At 68.3% G+C, this 19,158-nt stretch carries 18 protein-coding genes and 1 riboswitch; of the genes, 5 read left to right on the top strand and 13 right to left on the bottom strand.

The features are described from left to right. Nucleotides 1–68 precede the first annotated feature (68 nt). On the top strand, nucleotides 69–815 hold the full coding sequence (locus ACWV14_RS01375) for a TetR family transcriptional regulator (protein WP_454902028.1): 747 nt from the start codon (nucleotides 69–71) through the stop codon (nucleotides 813–815). After that, nucleotides 770–1,969, top strand: coding sequence for an amidohydrolase family protein (locus tag ACWV14_RS01370; RefSeq protein WP_106936149.1), 1,200 nt, complete (start codon nucleotides 770–772; stop codon nucleotides 1,967–1,969). Before ACWV14_RS01375 ends, ACWV14_RS01370 begins: the two co-directional genes overlap by 46 nt. A 30-nt stretch (nucleotides 1,970–1,999) precedes the next feature. On the opposite strand, the gene ACWV14_RS01365 is transcribed toward ACWV14_RS01370, so the two are convergent. From ACWV14_RS01365 to metH, 4 genes are read right to left on the bottom strand one after another with little or no spacing between them, the layout of a single operon-like run. Next, a complete protein-coding gene (locus tag ACWV14_RS01365; RefSeq protein WP_454902026.1) occupies nucleotides 2,000–2,401 on the bottom strand; it encodes a GtrA family protein in 402 nt (133 codons plus the stop codon). Next, the gene (locus ACWV14_RS01360; RefSeq protein ID WP_454902024.1) at nucleotides 2,398–3,372 is read right to left on the bottom strand and encodes a glycosyltransferase; all 975 of its coding nucleotides are present in this window, start codon (nucleotides 3,370–3,372) and stop codon (nucleotides 2,398–2,400) included. The genes ACWV14_RS01365 and ACWV14_RS01360 overlap by 4 nt, the downstream gene beginning before the upstream one ends. Then, a complete protein-coding gene (locus ACWV14_RS01355; protein ID WP_454905983.1) occupies nucleotides 3,369–5,201 on the bottom strand; it encodes an ArnT family glycosyltransferase in 1,833 nt (610 codons plus the stop codon). The genes ACWV14_RS01360 and ACWV14_RS01355 overlap by 4 nt, the downstream gene beginning before the upstream one ends. A gap of 54 nt (nucleotides 5,202–5,255) precedes the next feature. After that, nucleotides 5,256–7,970: a methionine synthase gene (gene metH / locus ACWV14_RS01350; RefSeq protein WP_454902022.1), complete on the bottom strand. Its 2,715-nt coding sequence runs from the start codon at nucleotides 7,968–7,970 to the stop codon at nucleotides 5,256–5,258. A gap of 79 nt (nucleotides 7,971–8,049) precedes the next feature. Further along, nucleotides 8,050–8,125, bottom strand: a riboswitch (S-adenosyl-L-homocysteine riboswitch). Nucleotides 8,126–8,313: 188 nt separating this feature from the next. Between metH and ACWV14_RS01345 the strand changes: the two genes are divergently transcribed. Next, nucleotides 8,314–9,270, top strand: coding sequence for an esterase/lipase family protein (locus ACWV14_RS01345; protein WP_454902020.1), 957 nt, complete (start codon nucleotides 8,314–8,316; stop codon nucleotides 9,268–9,270). A 10-nt stretch (nucleotides 9,271–9,280) separates the two neighbouring features. Next, nucleotides 9,281–10,219 (top strand): lipase secretion chaperone, encoded by a 939-nt coding sequence (locus tag ACWV14_RS01340; protein WP_454902018.1) that lies wholly within the window; start codon nucleotides 9,281–9,283, stop codon nucleotides 10,217–10,219. A 12-nt stretch (nucleotides 10,220–10,231) separates the two neighbouring features. Here the strand turns inward: ACWV14_RS01340 and ACWV14_RS01335 are convergent, their stop codons facing one another. After that, on the bottom strand, nucleotides 10,232–10,669 hold the full coding sequence (locus tag ACWV14_RS01335; RefSeq protein WP_237677728.1) for a PACE efflux transporter: 438 nt from the start codon (nucleotides 10,667–10,669) through the stop codon (nucleotides 10,232–10,234). A 119-nt stretch (nucleotides 10,670–10,788) separates the two neighbouring features. Between ACWV14_RS01335 and ACWV14_RS01330 the strand changes: the two genes are divergently transcribed. Next, nucleotides 10,789–11,715, top strand: a complete 927-nt coding sequence (locus ACWV14_RS01330) for a LysR family transcriptional regulator (RefSeq protein WP_454902016.1) — start codon at nucleotides 10,789–10,791, stop codon at nucleotides 11,713–11,715. Between the two features lie 7 nt (nucleotides 11,716–11,722). Here ACWV14_RS01330 and ACWV14_RS01325 read toward each other — a convergent pair whose 3' ends face one another. The 8 genes from ACWV14_RS01325 to ACWV14_RS01290 form a co-directional block, all read right to left on the bottom strand. Beyond that, nucleotides 11,723–12,388 carry an SH3 domain-containing protein gene (locus ACWV14_RS01325; RefSeq protein ID WP_454902014.1) on the bottom strand — a complete coding sequence of 222 codons (666 nt, stop codon included), beginning with the start codon at nucleotides 12,386–12,388 and terminating at the stop codon, nucleotides 11,723–11,725. A gap of 167 nt (nucleotides 12,389–12,555) precedes the next feature. Then, the gene (locus tag ACWV14_RS01320; RefSeq protein WP_454902012.1) at nucleotides 12,556–13,608 is read right to left on the bottom strand and encodes a homocysteine S-methyltransferase family protein; all 1,053 of its coding nucleotides are present in this window, start codon (nucleotides 13,606–13,608) and stop codon (nucleotides 12,556–12,558) included. A gap of 40 nt (nucleotides 13,609–13,648) precedes the next feature. Beyond that, nucleotides 13,649–14,473 carry an N-formylglutamate deformylase gene (gene hutG, locus ACWV14_RS01315; protein WP_454905981.1) on the bottom strand — a complete coding sequence of 275 codons (825 nt, stop codon included), beginning with the start codon at nucleotides 14,471–14,473 and terminating at the stop codon, nucleotides 13,649–13,651. Between the two features lie 11 nt (nucleotides 14,474–14,484). Beyond that, nucleotides 14,485–15,867: a formimidoylglutamate deiminase gene (locus ACWV14_RS01310; protein WP_454902010.1), complete on the bottom strand. Its 1,383-nt coding sequence runs from the start codon at nucleotides 15,865–15,867 to the stop codon at nucleotides 14,485–14,487. After that, on the bottom strand, nucleotides 15,864–17,090 hold the full coding sequence (gene hutI, locus ACWV14_RS01305; RefSeq protein ID WP_454902008.1) for an imidazolonepropionase: 1,227 nt from the start codon (nucleotides 17,088–17,090) through the stop codon (nucleotides 15,864–15,866). Before hutI ends, ACWV14_RS01310 begins: the two co-directional genes overlap by 4 nt. A gap of 27 nt (nucleotides 17,091–17,117) precedes the next feature. Then, nucleotides 17,118–17,690 carry a HutD/Ves family protein gene (locus ACWV14_RS01300; protein ID WP_454905980.1) on the bottom strand — a complete coding sequence of 191 codons (573 nt, stop codon included), beginning with the start codon at nucleotides 17,688–17,690 and terminating at the stop codon, nucleotides 17,118–17,120. Between the two features lie 11 nt (nucleotides 17,691–17,701). Further along, nucleotides 17,702–18,370 (bottom strand): amino acid ABC transporter permease, encoded by a 669-nt coding sequence (locus tag ACWV14_RS01295; protein WP_422088865.1) that lies wholly within the window; start codon nucleotides 18,368–18,370, stop codon nucleotides 17,702–17,704. A gap of 7 nt (nucleotides 18,371–18,377) precedes the next feature. Continuing rightward, a complete protein-coding gene (locus tag ACWV14_RS01290; RefSeq protein ID WP_454902006.1) occupies nucleotides 18,378–19,139 on the bottom strand; it encodes a transporter substrate-binding domain-containing protein in 762 nt (253 codons plus the stop codon). Between the last annotated feature and the right edge of the window lie 19 nt (nucleotides 19,140–19,158).

Genomic DNA, 19,158 nt, shown 5'->3' with positions numbered 1-19,158 from the left:
ATGGGGGAGGCGCGGTCCGCCTTGGGGCGGCCCGGCGGCGACCGCCTCCCTCTTCATCCCGCCCTCCGATGGAACGCAAGGTAGTCACCAAGCCGCAGCGCCGCACGGGCGTGCGCGAGGCGGCCGCACAGGCCACGCGCGACAGCATCCTGAAGTCGGCGACCAAGGTGTTCGCCAAGTACGGCTACGACGGCGGCAGCGTGGAGAAGATCTCCAAGGCCGCCAAGTCGTACGACCGCATGATCTATTACTACTTCGGCAGCAAGGAAGGCCTCTTCATCGCGGTGCTCGAAGGCATCTACCAGCGCATGGACGACGCCGAGGCCGCCATTGCGCTCGACGCTTCGCGGCCGGTGGAGGCGCTCACCGAAGTCATCCGCTTCGTGCTGGGCTACTACCGCAAGAACCCCGAGTTCGTCACGCTGCTGAACACCGAGAACCTGCACAAGGGCCGGCACATCTCCAAGTCGCTGCGCGCTCGCGAGTATTCGTCGCGCGCGGTGGCCATCATTGCGGAGATTCTTGCCAGCGGCGCCGCGCAGGGCCTGTTCCGCAAGGACCTTGTGGCGCGCGACATCTACCTGCTGATCGCGTCCACCGGCTATTTCTATACCTCCAACAGGCACACGCTCACCGCCTTCCTCGGCGAGCCGTTGGAGTCGCCGGAGGCGATCACGCACTGGGAAGACTTCGTGATCGAGACCGTGCTGCGCACCGTGCGCGCGGACGACGTACAAGACAACACCCCACCCCACGAGGAAAACACGAAATGGCAGAAATCGCAGCCGGCGGCAAGTCGGGCAAGGTCGTCATAAAGAACATCGGGCTGCTGCTCTCGGGCGACATCGACAAGCCCATCCTCGATGCCGACACCATCGTGGTGAACGACGGCCTGATCGTCGCGGTCGGCAAAGAGAAAGACTGCGACCTCGAAGGCGCGAAGACCGTCATCGACGCGAAGAAGACCTGCGTCGCGCCCGGCCTGATCGACAGCCACGTGCACCCGGTGTTCGGCGACTGGACGCCGCGCCAGGGCCAGCTCGGCTGGATCGACTCGACCATGCACGGTGGCGTGACGACGATGATTTCCGCCGGTGAAGTGCACCTGCCAGGGCGCCCGAAAGACATCGTGGGCCTGAAGGCACTTGCCATTACCGCGCAGCGCGCCTTCGACAATTTCCGCCCCGGCGGCGTGAAGGTGCTGGCCGGTGCGCCGGTCATCGAGAAGGGCATGGTCGAGAGCGACTTCAAGGAACTGGCCGAAGCCGGCGTGGGCCTGCTCGGCGAAGTGGGGCTGGGCTCGGTCAAGGCCGGCTACGAAGCCAAGGAAATGGTGGCTTGGGCGCGTAAGTACGGCATCCAGAGCACCATCCACACGGGCGGCCCGTCGATTCCCGGTTCGGGCCTGATCGACAAGGACGTGGTGCTCGAAGCCGACGCCGACATCATCGGCCACATCAACGGCGGCCACACCTCGCTGCCCGAGGCGCACGTGTGCGAGCTGTGCGAGAAGAGCTCGCGCGCCATCGAGATCGTGCACAACGGCAACGAGAAGGTGGCCATCGCCGCGGCCAAGGCAGCACTCGAGCTCAAGTGCCCGCACCGCGTGATCCTCGGCACCGACGGGCCCGCGGGCTCCGGCGTGCAGCCGCTGGGCATCCTGCGCATGGTGGCGATGCTGTCGTCCATCGCGAACATCCCGGCCGAGCTGGTGTTCTGCTTCGCCACCGGCAACACCGCGAAGATCCGCAAGCTCAACTGCGGGCTGGTCGAGGTGGGCCGCGACGCCGACTTCGTGTTCATGGACCGCGCGCAGCATTCGCCCGCGCCGGGCCTGCTCGAAAGCGTGCAACTCGGCGACATTCCGGGCGTGGGCATGGTGATGATCGACGGCATCGTGCGCTGCGGCCGCAGCCGCAACACGCCGCCGGCGACCGAGATACCGGTGGTCGTTTCCGGCGCGCACTGACTGACGGGCATCGCCGCCCGGGTGGCGGCTTCAGCCGCCGCGGTGCGAACGGAAGACCAGGTAGCGCGCCGACAGAAAATTGGCGCTCATGCCGGCAAGGCTGCCCATGGCCACGCCGAGCGCGGCGGCCCAGCGGCCTTCGACCCAGTGCAGGGTCAGCATGTAGGCACCGTAGTTCAGCACCGCGCCTGCGGTCATGGTGGCGAGGTAGCCGAAGTATTCGCGCCAGATGGAACGGCTGGCCGCCGCACCGGCCGCGAAGGTGTAGCGGCGGTTGAAGGCCCAGGTGGTGGTGGCCGCCGCCAGGAACGACACCACGCGCGCGACATACCAGCCCAGCAGCGGTGCCAGCAGGTACAGCACCACCAAGTCGACGACGAGGCCGATCACGCCGATCACGGCGAACGACAGGAACTCCCGTCCGATCTTCATTTGCGAACAGCCGCCCGCACGCCCGGTATCGCGAGGTAGCGCAGCCGCTTGGCCTCCCTCCGCCCGAGCGTGACGGCGTGCATCACGATGCCGCAGACGAAGGACAGCATCGCGGCCAGCATGGCGCCCGTCACCAGCACCGCGGTGGGAAGGCGCGGCACGAGGCCGGTGTGCATGTAGGTCATGAAGAGCGGCACCGCCAGCACGACCGACAGGGCCACCAGGAAGCCCCCGATGATCGAGAAGAACTGCAGCGGCCGTTCGCTCACGAACAGCTTGCAGATGGTCTTGAGGATGCGCCAGCCGTCGCGGTAGGTCGAGAGCTTGCTCTCGGAGCCTTCGGGCCGCGTGCTGTAGGCGGTGCTTTCCTCCGCGTAGGGCATGCGCAGCTCGAGCGCATGCACGGTGAGTTCGGTCTCGATCTCGAAGCCGCGCGACAGCGCAGGGAACGACTTGGCGTAGCGCCGCGAGAACACGCGATAGCCCGAGAGCATGTCGGTCAGGCCGCCGCCGAAGAGCTGCACCACGGCGCCGGTCAGCAGCCGGTTGCCGAAGCGGTGGCCCGCACGGTAGGTGAGCGCGTTCTGCCCGTCGTCGACGCGGTTGCCGACCACCATGTCGAGGTTGCCACCGACCAGCCGGTCGATCAGCCGGCGTGCGGCGGTGGCGTCGTAGGTGGCGTCGCCGTCGGCCATGACGTAGACGTCGGCCTCTACGTCGGCGAACATGCGCCGCACCACGTTGCCCTTGCCGCGCGCAGCCACGTGCGTGACGACGGCGCCGGCCGCGCGCGCGACGGCGGCGGTGTCGTCGCTGGAGTTGTTGTCGAAGACGTGGACTTCGGCCTCGGGCAGCGCCGCGCGAAAGCCCTCGACCACCTGCGCGATGGCCAGCGCTTCGTTGTAGCAGGGGATGACCACTGCAATGCGCAAGGGATGGCGGGCGTGGGCGTGGGTGTCGGCGTCTGTCATGGTGCGACGGGGAGGATACGGTAGACGCGGCTGCCGTCCTGTTCGAACTGCACGGCGAAGTACTTGTCGAAGTCGACCCGGGCGCTGAACACGGGCACGACGGAGTCCGGCAGCACCACGGCGACGAAGCCCAGCCCCGCGAGCTTGCGCGCGAGGTCGCCGCCCGACAGCTTGCCGAAGTCGGTGTAGCGCCAAGGGCCGAGGGTGTCGCCCCAGATCGGGTTGGGGCCGTAGTAGATCGCCTCGTTCAGCGCGACCTGGTAGACCCGGCCGGTGGCGTTGCGGCGCAGGTAGTCCATGGCGGCATAGCCCGGCACGTGCTTGCGCAGGAAGGCTTCGCGCGTCTCGGGCGTGACGGAGATCATGCCGACCTTGACCGCGGTCTGGCGCACCGCCACGGCCGCCAGCACGGCCAGCAGCAGCACGGCCACCCAGTCGCCCATGCGGGCGCCGGCGCGGGCGGTGTCGCGGCTCATGGCGCCGGTCGCGACCGCAGCACCGGCCTCGCGCTCGTCCTTGCGGCCGAACAAGCGGCGCAGGCCCGACGAGATCCAGCCGAACAGCACCTGCCAGCCGACGGCCGAGACCAGGGCCAGCAGCGGGAACGACGCCATCAGGTAGCGCGGGTAGCGCGAGGTCACGACCCACACGGCCACCGAGTAGATGCAGAACCAGCCCGCCGCGCGCACGGCGGCGGAGCGCTTCCACAGCACGCCGAAGGGCGCGAGGAAGAACGACCAGATCAGCGCATTGGGCATCTCGGCGTGCACGCGCACGTCGGCCACCTGCTGCACGTAGTCGGCCGGCGTCCATTCGGTGAAGCCGAACACCCGCGCGCCGATGGGATTGAAGGGATCGCCCGTCATGACGAAGTTGCGCGCGTACCAGTAGATGCACGGCAGCAGGAAGCACAGCAGCGCGAGCCCCCAGGCCTTGGGGCTGCGCTCCTGGCGCACGACGAACAGTGCCACCAGCGGCATGAAGACCAGCGCCTGGTACTTGGAGCCGGCGGCCACGCCAAGGAAGAAGGCCGCGAGCCCCAGCCAGCGCATGCCGCCGTTCACCGGCCTGCCGGGCTGCGACTCGCGCCACCACCACAGCGCCACGCAGGCCGACAGCACGAACAGCGCGACGCCCATGTCGATGAGCGCATTGGAGTAGTCGCCGAGCCCCAGCCAGATGGCCGCGCCGATGCAGGCGGTGAGCCGGTTGGCATGCTGCATGCCGAGGCGGAAGAGCATCACCACCGACAGCGCGCCCGCCAGGGCGTTGAGAAAGTGCGGCAGCACGTCGTCGCCCAGTTGCAGCGCGGCGGCATACAACAGGTTGTAGTTGTACGGGAACCAGGGGTAGCGCAGCCAGTCGTGGATGCCCAGCGTACCCTGCTGCGCGACCTGCCGCGCATAGGGCAGGTGGTACATCAGCTCGTCGAAGGCGAAGGGCGGCGCGAGCGGCGCCACCAGGGCGGGCAGCGCGACCAGCGCCAGCGCGATGGCGGCGATGCGCTCGTAACGGGTCCAGGGCGGCGCGGTCTCGCTGGAGAGCAGCAGGGCGCGCCGCTCGCGCAGCCAGCCTGGCAGCTGGAGCGCGGCGGCCGCCACGCCCGCCAGCACCAGTGCCAGCGTGGCCCCGGGCCGGAAGGCACCGAAGATGGCCAGGGCCTGGAAGCCGCAGATGAAAAGCCCCATGCCCAGCGCCACGGCCATCGCGGCCTCCAGCCATGCGTCCCGGCGGGGCGGCGGGGCCAGGCGGCCCAGCAATGCGCGGCCGAAACCCCAACTGCTGGTGATGAAGACCGCCAGTGCCGCGTAGTGCGCGGCCGCGAATATCAATTTCTGAATAGCAACTCCCGGTGCCGGTCGGCTGGGGACCGGCCGGCGGGTTCAAAGATTGGGTGCCAGCAGGCGCTCCAGGTCAGACTCGCTCTCCTTGCGCCGCGCGGCCTGGTCCTGCAACTGGTCATGCCCGATCTTGCCGACGTTGAAGTAGGTGGAATCGGGGTGACTTAAGTAAAAACCACTCACGCTGGCGGCGGGCATCATAGCGAGGCTTTCCGTCAGGGTCATTCCAATGTCCGCGCAACCCAGAAGGTCGAACATCGGGCGCTTCACGCTGTGGTCGGGGCAGGCCGGGTAGCCCGGCGCGGGGCGGATGCCGCGGTATTTCTCGGCAATCATGTCGTCGTTGCTCAGGCTTTCGTCGCTCGCGTAGCCCCAGAGGTCGGTGCGCGCGCGGTGGTGCAGCGACTCTGCGAAGGCCTCGGCCAACCGGTCGGCCAGGGCCTTGAGCATGATGGCGGAGTAGTCGTCGAGGTCGTCGATGAAGTACTTCTCCTTCTTCTCCACGCCCAGGCCGGCCGTCACGGCGAACACACCCACGTAGTCCTTCAGGCCGCTCGCCTTGGGCGCGACGAAGTCGGCCAGGCAGCGGCTCGGGCGCATCACGCCGTCGATCACCTGCTTCTCGGTCTGCTGGCGCATGCCGTACCAGGTGAGCGCGACCTCGCTGCGCGTCTCGTCGGTGTAGAGCTCGATGTCGTCGTCGTTCACCGTGTTGGCGGGCCAGAAGCCGACGATGCCGCTCGCGCTGAGCCAGCGGCCTTCGATCAGGCGCTTGAGCATGCGCTGGCCGTCGGCGTATACGCGCACGGCCTCGGTGCCGACGATCTCGTCCTTCAGGATGGCCGGGAACGGGCCGGCCAGGTCCCAGGTCTGGAAGAACGGGCCCCAGTCGATGTACTTGGCAAGCTCGGTCAGGTCGAAGTTCCTGAACACGCGCCGGCCGATGAACTTGGGGCAAGGCGGCGTGTAGTTCGACCAGTCGATCGGCGTCTTGTTGGCGCGCACCTTGGCCAGCGGCCACAGTGGCACTTGCTTCTTGTTGGCGTGCTGGTGGCGCACCTTCTCGTAGTCGGCGTTGATCTCGTCGATGTACGCGGTGGCCTGGTCGCTCAGCAGGCTCTGCGCCACGCTCACGCTGCGCGAGGCGTCGGGCACGTAGACCACCGGGCCTTCGTAGTGCGGCGCGATCTTCACCGCCGTGTGCACGCGGCTGGTGGTGGCGCCGCCGATGAGCAGCGGAATCTTCTTGATGCGGAAGTGGTCGTCCTTCTGCATCTCGCCGGCCACGTACTGCATTTCTTCGAGGCTCGGCGTGATCAGGCCCGACAGGCCCACGATGTCCGCGCCCTCGACCTTCGCCTTGGCGAGAATTTCGTGGCACGGGACCATCACGCCCATGTTCACCACTTCGAAGTTGTTGCACTGGAGCACGACGGTGACGATGTTCTTGCCGATGTCGTGCACGTCGCCCTTCACGGTGGCGATGATGATCTTGCCCTTGGTGCGCACGTCGCGGCCCGCGGCCTCGTCCTGGCGCTTTTCTTCCTCGATGTAGGGAATGAGGTGGGCCACGGCCGACTTCATGACGCGCGCCGACTTCACCACCTGCGGCAGGAACATCTTGCCCTGGCCGAACAGGTCGCCCACGATGTTCATGCCGTCCATCAGCGGGCCTTCGATCACGTGCAGCGGGCGGCCGCCCTTCGCAAGGATCTGCTGGTAGGCCTCTTCGGTGTCTTCGACGATGAAGTCGGTGATGCCGTGCACCATCGCGTGCGACAGGCGCTGGTTGACGTGCACCGGGTTCTCGGGCGTGCCGCGCCATTCGAGCTTCTTGCTGTCGTCCTTGGCGCCGCTCTTGGCGGTTTCGGCCACCTCGACGAGGCGCTCGCCGGCGTCGGGGCGGCGGTTGAGCACCACGTCTTCCACGCGCTCGCGCAGGGTCGGCTCCAGGTCGTCGTACACGCCCACCATGCCGGCGTTGACGATCCCCATGTCCATGCCGGCCTTGATTGCGTGGTACAGGAACACGGTGTGGATCGCCTCGCGCACCGGGTCGTTGCCGCGGAAGCTGAAGCTCACGTTGCTCACGCCGCCCGACACCTTGGCGCCCGGCAGGTTCTGCTTGATCCAGCGCACGGCGTTGATGAAGTCGACCGCGTAGTTGTCGTGTTCCTCGATGCCGGTGGCAATGGCAAAGATGTTCGGGTCGAAGATGATGTCCTCGGGCGGGAAGCCCACCTCGTCGACCAGGATGCGGTAGGCGCGCTCGCAGATCTCGATCTTGCGCGCGTAGGTGTCGGCCTGGCCCTTCTCGTCGAAGGCCATGACCACTGCGGCGGCGCCGTAGCGCTTGACCAGCTTGGCCTCGTGCTTGAACTTGTCGACGCCCTCCTTCATGGAGATGGAGTTGACGATGCCCTTGCCCTGGATGCAGCGCAGGCCGGCCTCGATGACTTCCCACTTCGAGCTGTCGACCATCACCGGCACGCGCGCGATGTCGGGTTCGCTGGCAATGAGGTTCAGGAAGCGGACCATGGCTGCCTTGCTGTCGAGCATGGCCTCGTCCATGTTGATGTCGATCACCTGCGCGCCGTTCTCGACCTGCTGGCGCGCCACGGCCAATGCTTCTTCGAACTGGCCGTTGAGGATCATCCGCGCGAAGGCCTTGGAGCCGGTGACGTTGGTGCGCTCGCCGATGTTGACGAACAGCGTGCCTTCGCCGATGGCGACCGGCTCGAGGCCGGACAGCTTCATGGGCGGGGGTGCCAGGGGGGCGGAATCGGGGGTAGCTGGAGCGGAAATCTGGGACATGGCCTCACCTGCGGAAGAGTCGAACAGGCGAGCGTCGTTGTCGCCCCAAGCCTGACGGCGGGCCGCTGTGGCCCGCCGCTGCAACGCTCCTTGGGAAGGCGAGCATTTTAGGGCGATTCAACCCGCCACGGGGAAAACCCCAGTTTCCATTCCCGCCCGCATCCACAGAATGCGGCCACCGTTTCCGAACGAACGTTCGTTTTTTTCAACCGACGCAAGGGAGTGCCGGATGGCGATGAAGTGGAATGTGGTTCTTTGCTGCGGGCTTGCCGCGGCGACGATGGCGATGACCCCCTTGGCCCGTGCGGCCGCCAGCGCCGGCTCGACGCTGGTGACGGCCCGGGCGGCCTCCGACGAGGCGAAGACCAGATACCCCATCGTGCTGGTCCACGGCCTGCTGGGCTTCGACAACCTGCTGGGCGTCGACTACTTCTACGGCATTCCCGACAAGCTGGCCGGCGCCGGCGCGCGGGTGTATGTAGCGCAGGTGTCGGGCACCAACACCTCGGAGATCCGCGGCGAGCAGCTGCTGCAGGAGCTCAAGACCATCCGCGCGCTGGAAAAGAACCCGACGCTCAAGTTCAACCTGATCGGGCATTCCCAAGGCGCGCCCACGGTGCGCTATGTGGCGGCGGTGGCGCCCGACATGGTGGCGTCGGTCACCTCGGTGGGCGGCGCGAATGGCGGCTCCAAGGTGGCCGACCTGCTCGCCAGGCTGCCCGAGGGCGGCATAGCGCAAGGCGTGGTCGTCAAGGCCGTGGGGCTGCTGACCAGCGTGATCGGCTTCCTCTCGGGCAAGGACCCGAGCCAGCTGCCGGAAGTCCCGCTGAACGCGCTGGCCTCGCTGACCACGGCAGGCGGCGCGGCCTTCGACGCCAAGTTCCCGCAGGGACGGCCCGCGCAGGGCTCGTCGTGCAGCGTGAAGAGCGGCGCGGCGGTGGTGAACGGCGTGCGCTACTACTCGTGGTCGGGCGTGTCGACCGGCTTCAGCCTGTTCGACCCGAGCGACGCGCCGCTGTCGGCGCTGGGCACCCTCGCCTTCTTCGGCGAGGACAACGACGGCCTGCTCGCCACCTGCACCACGCGGCTCGGCACCCACCTGGGCGACTACCGCCAGAACCACCTCGACGAGGTCAACCAGGTGCTGGGCAACACCTATGGCAGCCAGTTCCCGTACTACGAGAAGAAGGTGCCGGAGCTCTTCAAGGACCAGGCCGCGCGGCTGAAGAGCGCGGGCCTCTGAGGCGCCGGCCGTGGGAAAGCGGTGGGTGCCCTGGGCGGCGGGCGGCGCGGTTCTGCTCGCGGTAGGCGGCGGCTGGCTCGCGAGCCTCCCCGACGAAGACGGCCCCATCGCCGCCGAACGCGGGCCTGCCGTGGCGACCACCGCCACGGCCAGCCCCGAGCCACGGCCGGCACAGACTGCAACAGCAGCCGCCGTGCCCGACGCCCTGCTGAACAGCTCGCTCATCTCCATCTTCGACCAGGTGCTGTCCGAGGCGCAGGCCGACAACAAGGCCGCCTTCATGGCCAAGGCCCCCGCCCTGCTGGCCAAGTACCTGCGCGAGGACTGGCGCGTGCGCGCGCTCGGACTGCTCGAACGCTATGTCGACATGCAGGAGGCCCTGACGTCGATGCCGCCGCCCGCGCCCGGCGACCCCGCGCAACTGCGCCGCGCCCTGCAGGCGCGCGAGGCGATGCGCCGGCGCTATTTCGCGCCAGAGGAAATCGAAGGCCTGTTCGGCGACCAGATCCGCCAGGACAACTTCATGGCCGACAAGCTGGAATTGCTCGCCAACGCTGCCCTGACGCCCGAGCAGCGCAACGCTGCCTTGAAGCAAAGCGAGCAGGCATGGCTGTCGCCGGAACAGCGCGAAGTGCGCCGGGAAGCCGTCGCCCATGCCGACGTGATGCAGCAGACCGCCGCGCTCGAGGCGCGAGGCGCGAGCCCGCAGGAGCGCTTTGCCGCGCGCAGCGAGGCCTACGGCTACGAAGTGGCCCGCAACCTCGCGGCGCTCGACCAGGAAAACCAGGACTGGAATTCGCGGCTTGACCGCTACGCAGCGGCGTCCGAGGCCGAACAGGCCCAGTTGCGCGAAACCCTCTTCAATGAAACCGAGCGCCTGCGCCTGAGCGGCGCGCTGGCGATGCGCTCGGCCGCGGCGCACAAACCCGCGCCGCCGGGCGGCCAGTAGGCCGCCGGCCCGTCAGGCCGGCTGCGCCTCGCCCATGGCCGAGGCCGGCAGGCCGAACACGCGGTCGAAGGCCCAGTTGAAGACGAAGGTGTAGACCAGGAAGAACACCACCAGGCCCAGGTCCATCACCAGCGCCTGCCAGAGCGACACGCCCAGGCCCCAGGCGAACATCGGCACCAGGAAGGCGATCAGCCCGCCCTCGAAGCCGATGGCATGGGCGATGCGGCGGCGCACGCTGCGCCCGCGCACTGCCTGGCGCGACTCCCAGCGCTCGAACAAGGCGTTGAACGCCAGGTTCCAGAGCACCGCGATGACCGATGCAGCCACCGCCAGCACGCCGGAGTGGCCCAGCCCGGCGTCGGTCATCAATGCCAGGCCGGCGCTGGCGGCAACGATGGCGATCCCTTCGTAAAGGGAGATGTAGACAACACGACGACGAAGCCCCTGCATGATTTTTCCTCTTACGTTTTGAATGGATGAAGCGATGGGTAGACTTTATGTGTCTTTTGCTGATATAAAAAGTTAACTTATTTCAGGTTTACTGATAGATCGACCCGAAAGCGCAAGCCATGGCCTTCACCAGCGACAACGTCGAAGTCTTCCTGGCCGTGATCGACCACGGCTCCTTTTCGGCGGCGGCCCGGGCGCTGCGCCGTGTGCCTTCGGCCGTGAGCATGGCCATCGCCAACCTCGAGGCCGAGCTTGATCTGCCGCTGTTCGACCGCAAGGGCCGCGAGCCCCAGCCCACCGCCGCCGCGCGCTCGCTGGAGCCGCAGGCGCGCATGCTGGCGACCCAGCTCAAGCAACTGCAGGTGCAGGCCCTCGCGCTGACCCAGGGCCTGGAAGACCGGCTCACGCTGGCCATCGCGCCCGAGTTGCTGGCCGCGCCGTGGAGCGGGCCGCTGGCCACGCTGGCGCAGGAATATCCGCTGCTGCAGGTCGAAGTGCTGGCCGCCCCGCAGGCCGATGCGCTCGAATTGCTCCACAGCGGCCGCGCTCAACTGGCGCTGGTGTTCGAACGCCCCAGCCTCGACGGCCGCGAAGGCTTCCAGGAAGTCGGCAGCGACCTCATGGTGGCAGTGATGGCGCCCGACCACCCGGTGCTGCTCGCCGCCCCCGGCGGCAAGCTGCGCGAGGACCACCTGACGAACACGCGGCAGATCGTGGTGGCCGGGCGCGACCTTGCCACCAGCGACCCGCGCTTCGTGTTCGCCCGCCACATCTGGCGCACCGACAACGCGCTGGCCGCGCTGAGCCTCATCACCGCCGGGCTGGGCTGGGGCTGGCTGCAGCGCAACTTCGCGCGGCCTCATGTGGCGGCAGGTGCGCTGGTGGAAATTCCGTTCGAAAACCTCAGCAACGGGCTCGACCTGTGGGTCGACGTGGTGTGGTCACGCGAGCGCCCGCTCGGCCTGGGGGCGCAGCGCTTCGTGTCGCTGATCGGGCGGGATCGCCGGCCCCCCGGCGAATGCGGCCCCAAGACCGGCGGCGGCTGACGTCCGGTCAGGGCCGGTGGCCACCTCCACCGCCGCCATGATGGCCGCCCCCACCGCCGGGATGCGGCATGCCGGGCGGCGGCCCGGGCCGGAAACCCGGATGCGGCCGTGGCGGCCTGAAGCCGGGATCGATGGGGGGACGGATGCCGGGCGGAGGCGGCGGACGCACGCCCGGCCCCGGCGGCCGGAAGCCCGGTCCCGGCCAGGGGCGCGGCTGCCATCCCGGCCTGATTGGCGGCGGCGGCCGCCAGCCGGCCACCGGCGGCGGCGGCATGCCGCCCCACCAGCGCCGGTCACCGTACCAGGAGCGGTCACGGTAATAGTTGCCCCAGTAGCTGCCAATGGCGAAGCCGATGATCGGCACGCCGATCACCGCGCCGTAGGTGGCCAGCGGCACGCGCTGGTCCTGGTAGGCGTAGTCGAGGTTGCGCGCCCAGACCCAGCCGCGCCCGCCGTCGGGCAGCACCACGTCGCACCAGCCATAGCCGCTGGTGCAGCCGACCACCTCGAGCGGCTGGCCGGGCGCCAGGCGCGCCACCAGCGGATAGTCGCCCGACGGGCCGGCCCGCAGGTTCACGGCGCCGCGCGTGAAAGCCTGCTGCGCCGCCGCCGAAAGCGGCAGCACCAAGGCGAACGCGGCGATGCCGGCCCAGCGTTGTGCGAATGAGTTCATGGCAAGGCTCCTTGCGCCCAGCCTATGCCGGGGCCCCAAGCCCGTCAATCAGCGTGGGCCCGATTCGAGGAACACCGAGGAACCGGCTCCGCCAGGCTTCAGGTGTTGCCCCCGGCATGGGGAAGGCGCAGCGACACGAAGTGCGCGAAGCCTGGGGACGAGCCTCTTTATGCCGCCTCGCGGTAGAAACCGGCGCTGTTGGAGCCCAGCGCGCGGCCCTGCATCGGTGCCACGGCCTGGCCGATGGCTGCAATGTGGTCCGGCGTGGTGCCGCAGCAGCCGCCCACGATGTTCACCAGCCCCTCGGCCGCGAACTCGTGCAGCAGGCGCGAGGTGACGTCGGGCGTCTCGTCGAAACCCGTGTCGCTCATCGGGTTGGGCAGGCCGGCGTTCGGGTAGCAGCTGATGAAGGTGTCGCCGGCCACGCGCGCCAGCTCCTGGATATAGGGGCGCATCAGCGCAGCGCCCAGCGCGCAGTTCAGGCCGATGGCCAGCGGCTGTGCATGGCGCACACTGTGCCAGAAGGCGGTGACGGTCTGGCCGCTGAGGATGCGGCCCGAGGCGTCGGTCACCGTGCCGCTGATGATCAGCGGCAGGCGGTTGCCGCTGTTGTCGAAATACTCGTCCACCGCAAACAGCGCGGCCTTGGCGTTGAGCGTGTCGAAGATGGTCTCGACCAGGATCACGTCGGCGCCGCCCTCGACCAGCGCTTCGGTCTGCTCGTAGTAGGCCGCGCGCAGCTCCTCGAAGTTGACGTTGCGCGCGCCCGGGTCGTTCACGTCGGGGCTGATGCTCGCCGTCTTGGGCGTCGGGCCGAGGGCGCCGGCCACGAAGCGCGGCTTGTCCGGCGTGCTGAACTTGTCGCAGGCCGCGCGCGCCAGCCTGGCCGATTCGAGATTCATCTCACGCGCCAGGTGGGCCATCTTGTAGTCCTCCTGCGCGATGGTGGTCGCGCCGAAGGTGTTGGTCTCGATCAGGTCGGCGCCGGCCGCGAGGTAGCCCTCGTGGATGTCGCGGATCACGTCGGGCCGCGTGAGCGACAACAGCTCGTTGTTGCCCTTGATGTCGCGATCGAAGTCCTTGAAGCGCTCGCCGCGGTACTGCTCCTCGGTGAGCTTGAAGCGCTGGATCATCGTGCCCATGGCGCCGTCGAGGATGGCGATGCGCTTTGCGAGGATGCCGGGCAGTGCCTGGCCGTGGGTGTAGATGACGGGCTTCATATCCTCTGATTGTAGAAAGCGGGCCCGCCCCTGGCGGGCGTCAGCCCTTTCGGCGGCTCTCCACGAAATCCAGCACCGCCTCGATCATGCGCCGCACATGCGGCTGCACGCCCGCCGCCACCTCGGGCAGGTAGTCGAACGGCAGCTTCTCCTGCATGTAGCTCGACTGCGTCATCTCCAGTTGCACCGCGTGCACGTTCTGCGCCGGGTTGCCGTAGTTGCGCGTGATGTAGCCGCCGGTGAAGCGGCCATTCAGCACGCCCGTGTAACCGGTGGCGCTTTCTGCGATACCCAGCAGCGTCTGCGCCAGCGCCGGATCGCAGCTGACGCCCTTGCCGGTGCCCAGGTTCAGGTCGGGCAGCTTGCCTTCGAAGAAGCGCGGCAGCACCGAGCGGATGGAGTGCGCGTCCCACAGCGCGGCCACGCCGTGCTGGGCGCGGATGCGGGCGAGTTCTTCGGCCAGCTTCGCGTGGTAGGGCTGCCAGATGGCATCGCGGCGCGCGGCGATCTCTTCGTCGCCCGGCAGGTCGGCGGGGTTGGCATAGATCGGCGTGTCGTCGAAGGTGTCGACCGGACACAGGCCGGTGACGCTCTGGCCGGGGTACAGGCTGGCGCCGTCCGGCGGACGGTTCAGGTCGACCACGTAGCGCGAGTGCGTGGCCACGAGCACGGAGGCGCCCAGTTCATCGGCAAAGTCGTAGAGCCGTTCGAGGTGCCAGTCGGTGTCGGGCACGTGGCGCGCTTCGTCGGTGAAGCGCTCGGCGAGCGCGGGAGGCACGTGCGTGCCGACGTGCGGCATCGAGATCAGCAGCGCTCGCGTGCCCTGGCGAAAGCGGAACGGCGGCTCGGTGGTGGTGAAGGCCATGGTGGTGTCGGTCAATCCTTGAGAAGTTGGGTGCGTGCGGCCACGAAGGCGGCCGCGGCTTCGTCATGCAGCGCGTGGCGGCCGGCCGACACGCGTGGGCGGCCCGCCACCCAGACGCTGTCGATGGCCGAGGTGCGGTGGCTCGCGAAGACGTGGGCCGAGAGCATATCGGGCGCAGACAGCCCCTGCAGCGCGAGGTGCGATGCGTCGAGCACGGCGAAGTCGGCCTGCTGCCCTGCAGCAAGACCCCCGACCGCGCGGCCCGAGGCCTGCGCGCCGCCCTGCACCGCCTCGAGCGTGAGCGCGGTCGCGACATGCGGCTGCGCCGCGCTGGCGCCGACGTTGCGCTGGCGCTTGGCCAGGCGCTGGCTGTATTCGAGCATCAGCAGCTCTTCGGCCGCATTCACGCTGGCGTGGCTGTCCGAGCCCACGCCCAATGCGCCGCCGTGGCTGCGCCATTTGGCGAAGTCGAAGATGCCGTCGCCGAGGTTGGCTTCGGTCGTCGGGCACAGGCCCGCGACTGCGCCGCTCTGGGCCGCGTACTCGTACTCGGCGTCGTTCATGTGCGTGGCGTGCACGAGGCACCAGCGCGCATCGACCGGCGCGTGGTCGAGCAGCCACTCGACCGGGCGCAGGCCGCTCCAGGCCACGCAGTCGTCCACTTCCTTCGTCTGCTCGGCGATGTGGACGTGGATGGGCGCTGTGCGGTCGATGGCTTCGAGCCCCGCGATCGCATCGCGCAAGCCTTCGGGCGGCACGGCGCGCAGCGAGTGCGGTGCGAGGCCGAGGCGTGCGCCCTGCGCGTCGCAAACCGGCTTGAGCGCTTCGAGCAGCCGCAGCATCGAATCGGTCGAACGGATGAAGCGGCGCTGCCCGTCGGTGGGCGGCTGGTCGCCGAAGCCGCCGGTCTGGTAGAGCACCGGCAGCAGCGTGAAGCCGATGCCGGCCTTCTTCGCCGCGCGCAGCAGGGCGAGGCTCAGCGTCGCGTCGTCGGCATAGGGGCGGCCGTCCACATCGTGATGCACGTACTGGAACTCGCACACGCTGGTGTAGCCCGCTTCGAGCATCTCGGCGTAGAGCCAGGTGGCGATGGCTTCCATGTGCTGCGGGCCGAGGCGCGCGGCAAAGCGGTACATCAGCGTGCGCCAGCTCCAGAAGCTGTCCTGCTGCTCGGCGCGATGTTCGGTAAGACCGGCAAAGGCGCGCTGGAAGGCGTGCGAATGCAGGTTGGGCATGCCGGGGATCACTGGGCCGCTGACGGCTTTCGTGTCTGCCGGGCGTTGCGCACCGGCTTGCACCTGCGTGAGCTGGCCCGCATCGTTCCACGTCAACAGGACGTTCCTGGCCCAGCCTTCGGGCAGCAGCGCATCGGCCGCGAAAAGTGTGTGTGTCATGCGTTGGCTCCGATGGCGATGCGGCCCTGGCGCACCACGGTGCGCACGGGCCGCTGGCCGAACCAGTAGGCGAGTTCGGCCGCTTCGCGCACGTTCCACAGCACGAAGTTGGCGGGCATGCCGGGCGCGATGGCGCCGTGTGTGTCTTGCAGGCCCAGCGCGCGCGCTGCGTGCACGGTGACGCCGTCCAGCGCCTCGGGCACGGTGAGGCGGAACAGCGTGCAGGCCATGTTCACCATCAGCAGCAGGCTCAGCGCCGGCGAGGTGCCGGGGTTGTGATCTGTCGAAACCGCCATCGGCACGCCCGCGGCGCGCAGCGCGGTGATGGGCGGCAGGTGCGTGTCGCGCAGCGTGTAGTAGGCGCCGGGCAGCAGCACGGCCACGGTGCCCGAACGGCGCATCGCCTCGATGCCCTCGGCCGACAGGTGCTCGATGTGGTCGCACGACAGCGCGCCGTAGCGCGCGGCCAGCGCGGCGCCACCCATGTCCGACAGCTGCTCCGCATGCAGCTTCACCGGCAGGCCCAGCGCCTTCGCGGCCTTGAAGACTTGTTCGGTCTCCTCGAGGGAGAAGGCGATGCGCTCGCAGAACACGTCGACCGCATCGACCAGCCCTTCGGCTGCGAGCGCGGGCAGCATCTCGCGGCAGACGAGGTCGATGTAGTCACCACTGCGGCCCGCGTATTCAGGAGGCAGCGCGTGCGCGCCGAGGAATGTGGTGCGCACCGTCACGCCATACGCTTCGCCAAGACGCCGCGCCACGTGCAGTTGCTTGCGTTCGTGTTCCAGCGAAAGGCCGTAGCCCGACTTGATCTCGATGGCGCACACGCCGTCGGCCAGCAACTGTTCGAGCCGCGCTGCGGCCTGCGCGAACAGCGTGTCTTCGTCGGCCTCGCGCGTGGCGCGCACCGAAGACACGATGCCGCCGCCGGCCTTGGCCACCTCTTCGTAGCTCGCGCCGGCGAGCCGCATCGCGAATTCGTTGGCACGCTGGCCGCCGTAGACCAGGTGCGTGTGGCAATCGACGAGCCCCGGCGTGACGAGTGCGCCGCCGCCGTCGTGCTGCTTGAGGCCGGCGAATTCACCCGGCAGTGCTGTGCGCACGCCGACCCAGCGGATCGTGCCCTGCTCCACGACGATGGCACCCTCCACCGCGGCATCGGTAGCGAGGCGAAGACCGGTCCAGAGGCCGTCGGCGGAAGGGAATTCGTTGGCGGGTTTCATCGTCTTTCTTCTCGTTGGCTTTGCGGGTCAGGCAGGCAGGATGCGCACCGCGAGCAATCGTGGATCGGCGCCCTCGGGCACCGCCTGCCACGCCTGTGCCGCGTCGGCCCACTGCAGGCCTTCGCCTTCTCGGCATGCTTCGTCGTTCAGGCGCCATGCACCGCGCAACGCGAGCAGCACGCCATGCGGCGCGGCGTCGATGGCCGAAGCGCTGTCGAGAACCCGCACCTCGGCGCGCCACTGTCCGCGACGCGTCATCACGTTGAAGTCGTTGGACGCACCGCCGAGCAGCGTGCAATCGATGGCCTCGTCGCCGCTGAAGGCAAAGGGCCGGTGCGGCACGTCGAGGCGATGGTCGATGCGCCCGTCGTGCGTGAAGAGACGCACGCCATCGCCTTCGAGCAGCGTGATGCTGCGGTCGACGCCCGCGAATACCGAGAACGGCCCCGCCGCCGCGATGGTCGCGATGCTCACGCGCCAGCCGAAGCTGTCGAGCCCCGCGCCTTGCGGCCAGCTCATGATTTCCTGCGTGGTGCCGCCGCCGTTTTTCCAGGGCGTGACAGGGAGAGAAGTGCGCGAGAAGCGCTGCTTGCCGCTCATTGCCGCACCGCTCATCGCATCAACCCGCCTTGGCGCAGCTTCTGCTCGAAGTGCCGCAGCACCAGCGTCATCGTCCCGGTCAGCACGAAGTACACGACCGCAATCGCCAGGTACACCTCCAGCGAACGGTAAGACACGCTGATGATCTTCTGCCCCTCGTGCATCACGTCGTGGATGGTCAGCAGCGACACCAGTGCCGAATTCTTGATGAGCGCGATGAACTCGTTGCCCAGCGGCGGGATCATGCGCACCACCGCCTGCGGCAGCACGATCTGGCGCATGGCCACGCCGGGCGTCATGCCCAGTGACTGCGCCGCCATCGTCTGGCCCTTGTCGATCGACTGGATCGCGCCGCGCACGATCTCCGACACGTATGCACCCGAATACACGCCGAGCCCCAGCACGCCGCAAAGGAAGGCCGGCAGCAGGATGCCGAAGTGCGGCAGCCCGAAGAACAGGATGAACAGCTGCACCAGCAGCGGCGTGCCGCGAATGGCGGCCACATAGGCGGTGCACGCGCCGTAGATCCAGCGCCGCTTCGGGTTCAGCCGGCCGATGCCGACCAGGAGGCCCAGCACGCAGCCGAGCGCCAGCGCGCAGGCGGTGATCTCCACCGTGACCAGTGCGCCGCGCAGCAGATCGGGCCAGCCCTGCCAGACGGGCGAGAAATCGAGATCCATGGCCCGCTTACTTGGTGGTCGCGCTGAACCACTTCTTCACGATCTGGTCGTAGGTGCCGTCGGCCTTGAGCTTCTCGATGGCGCCGTTCACCGCCTTGGTGAGTTCCGGCGTGTCCTTGCGGATGGCCATGCCGTATTCCTCGGTGGTGATCTGCTCGGGCAGCACCTTCAGGCCGCCGCGCGTGCGCACGTACTGGTAGGCGGCGGGCTTGCCGGTCACGGCGGCATCGGCGCGGCCGATGTCGACGAGGTTGAACATCTCCTGGTTCTTCTCGACTTCCATCAGCTGCACCTGCGGGAATTTCTCCTTGGTGTACGACACCGACTTGGTGCCCACCTGCACGCTGACCTTCTTGCCGTTGATGTCGGCCGGCGTCTTGATGGCGGTGTTGCCGTCCTTCACCATCACGACCAGGCCGCCCGCGTAGTACGGCACGGTGAAGTCGACGACCTTCTTGCGTTCGTCGGTGATGTAGATGCCCGAGACGGCCATGTCGAAGCGCTTGGAAATGAGGCCCGGCACGAGGCCCTTGAAGTCGATGTCGATCCACTCGATCTTGCGGCCCAGCGTCTTGCCGATGGCCTCGACCAGCTCCACGTCGAAGCCGGTGCGCTTGCCGTTCTCCACGAATTCCATCGGCGGGAAGGTGGCATCGGTGGCCACGCGCAGCGGCTCGCCCTGCGCCTGGGCGGCGCCAGCGAAACCGAAGAGAGCAAGGCCGGAGAGTGCGGCGGCAGCAACGCAGACGAGGGTGCGACGGGTGTTCATGGTGAAAGGCTTCCGTGGG

The sequence above is a fragment of the Variovorax durovernensis genome, from assembly GCF_977011995.1.
Note: the sequence above shows the minus strand (reverse complement) of the source record. Positions and strands in the feature narration are given on the sequence as shown.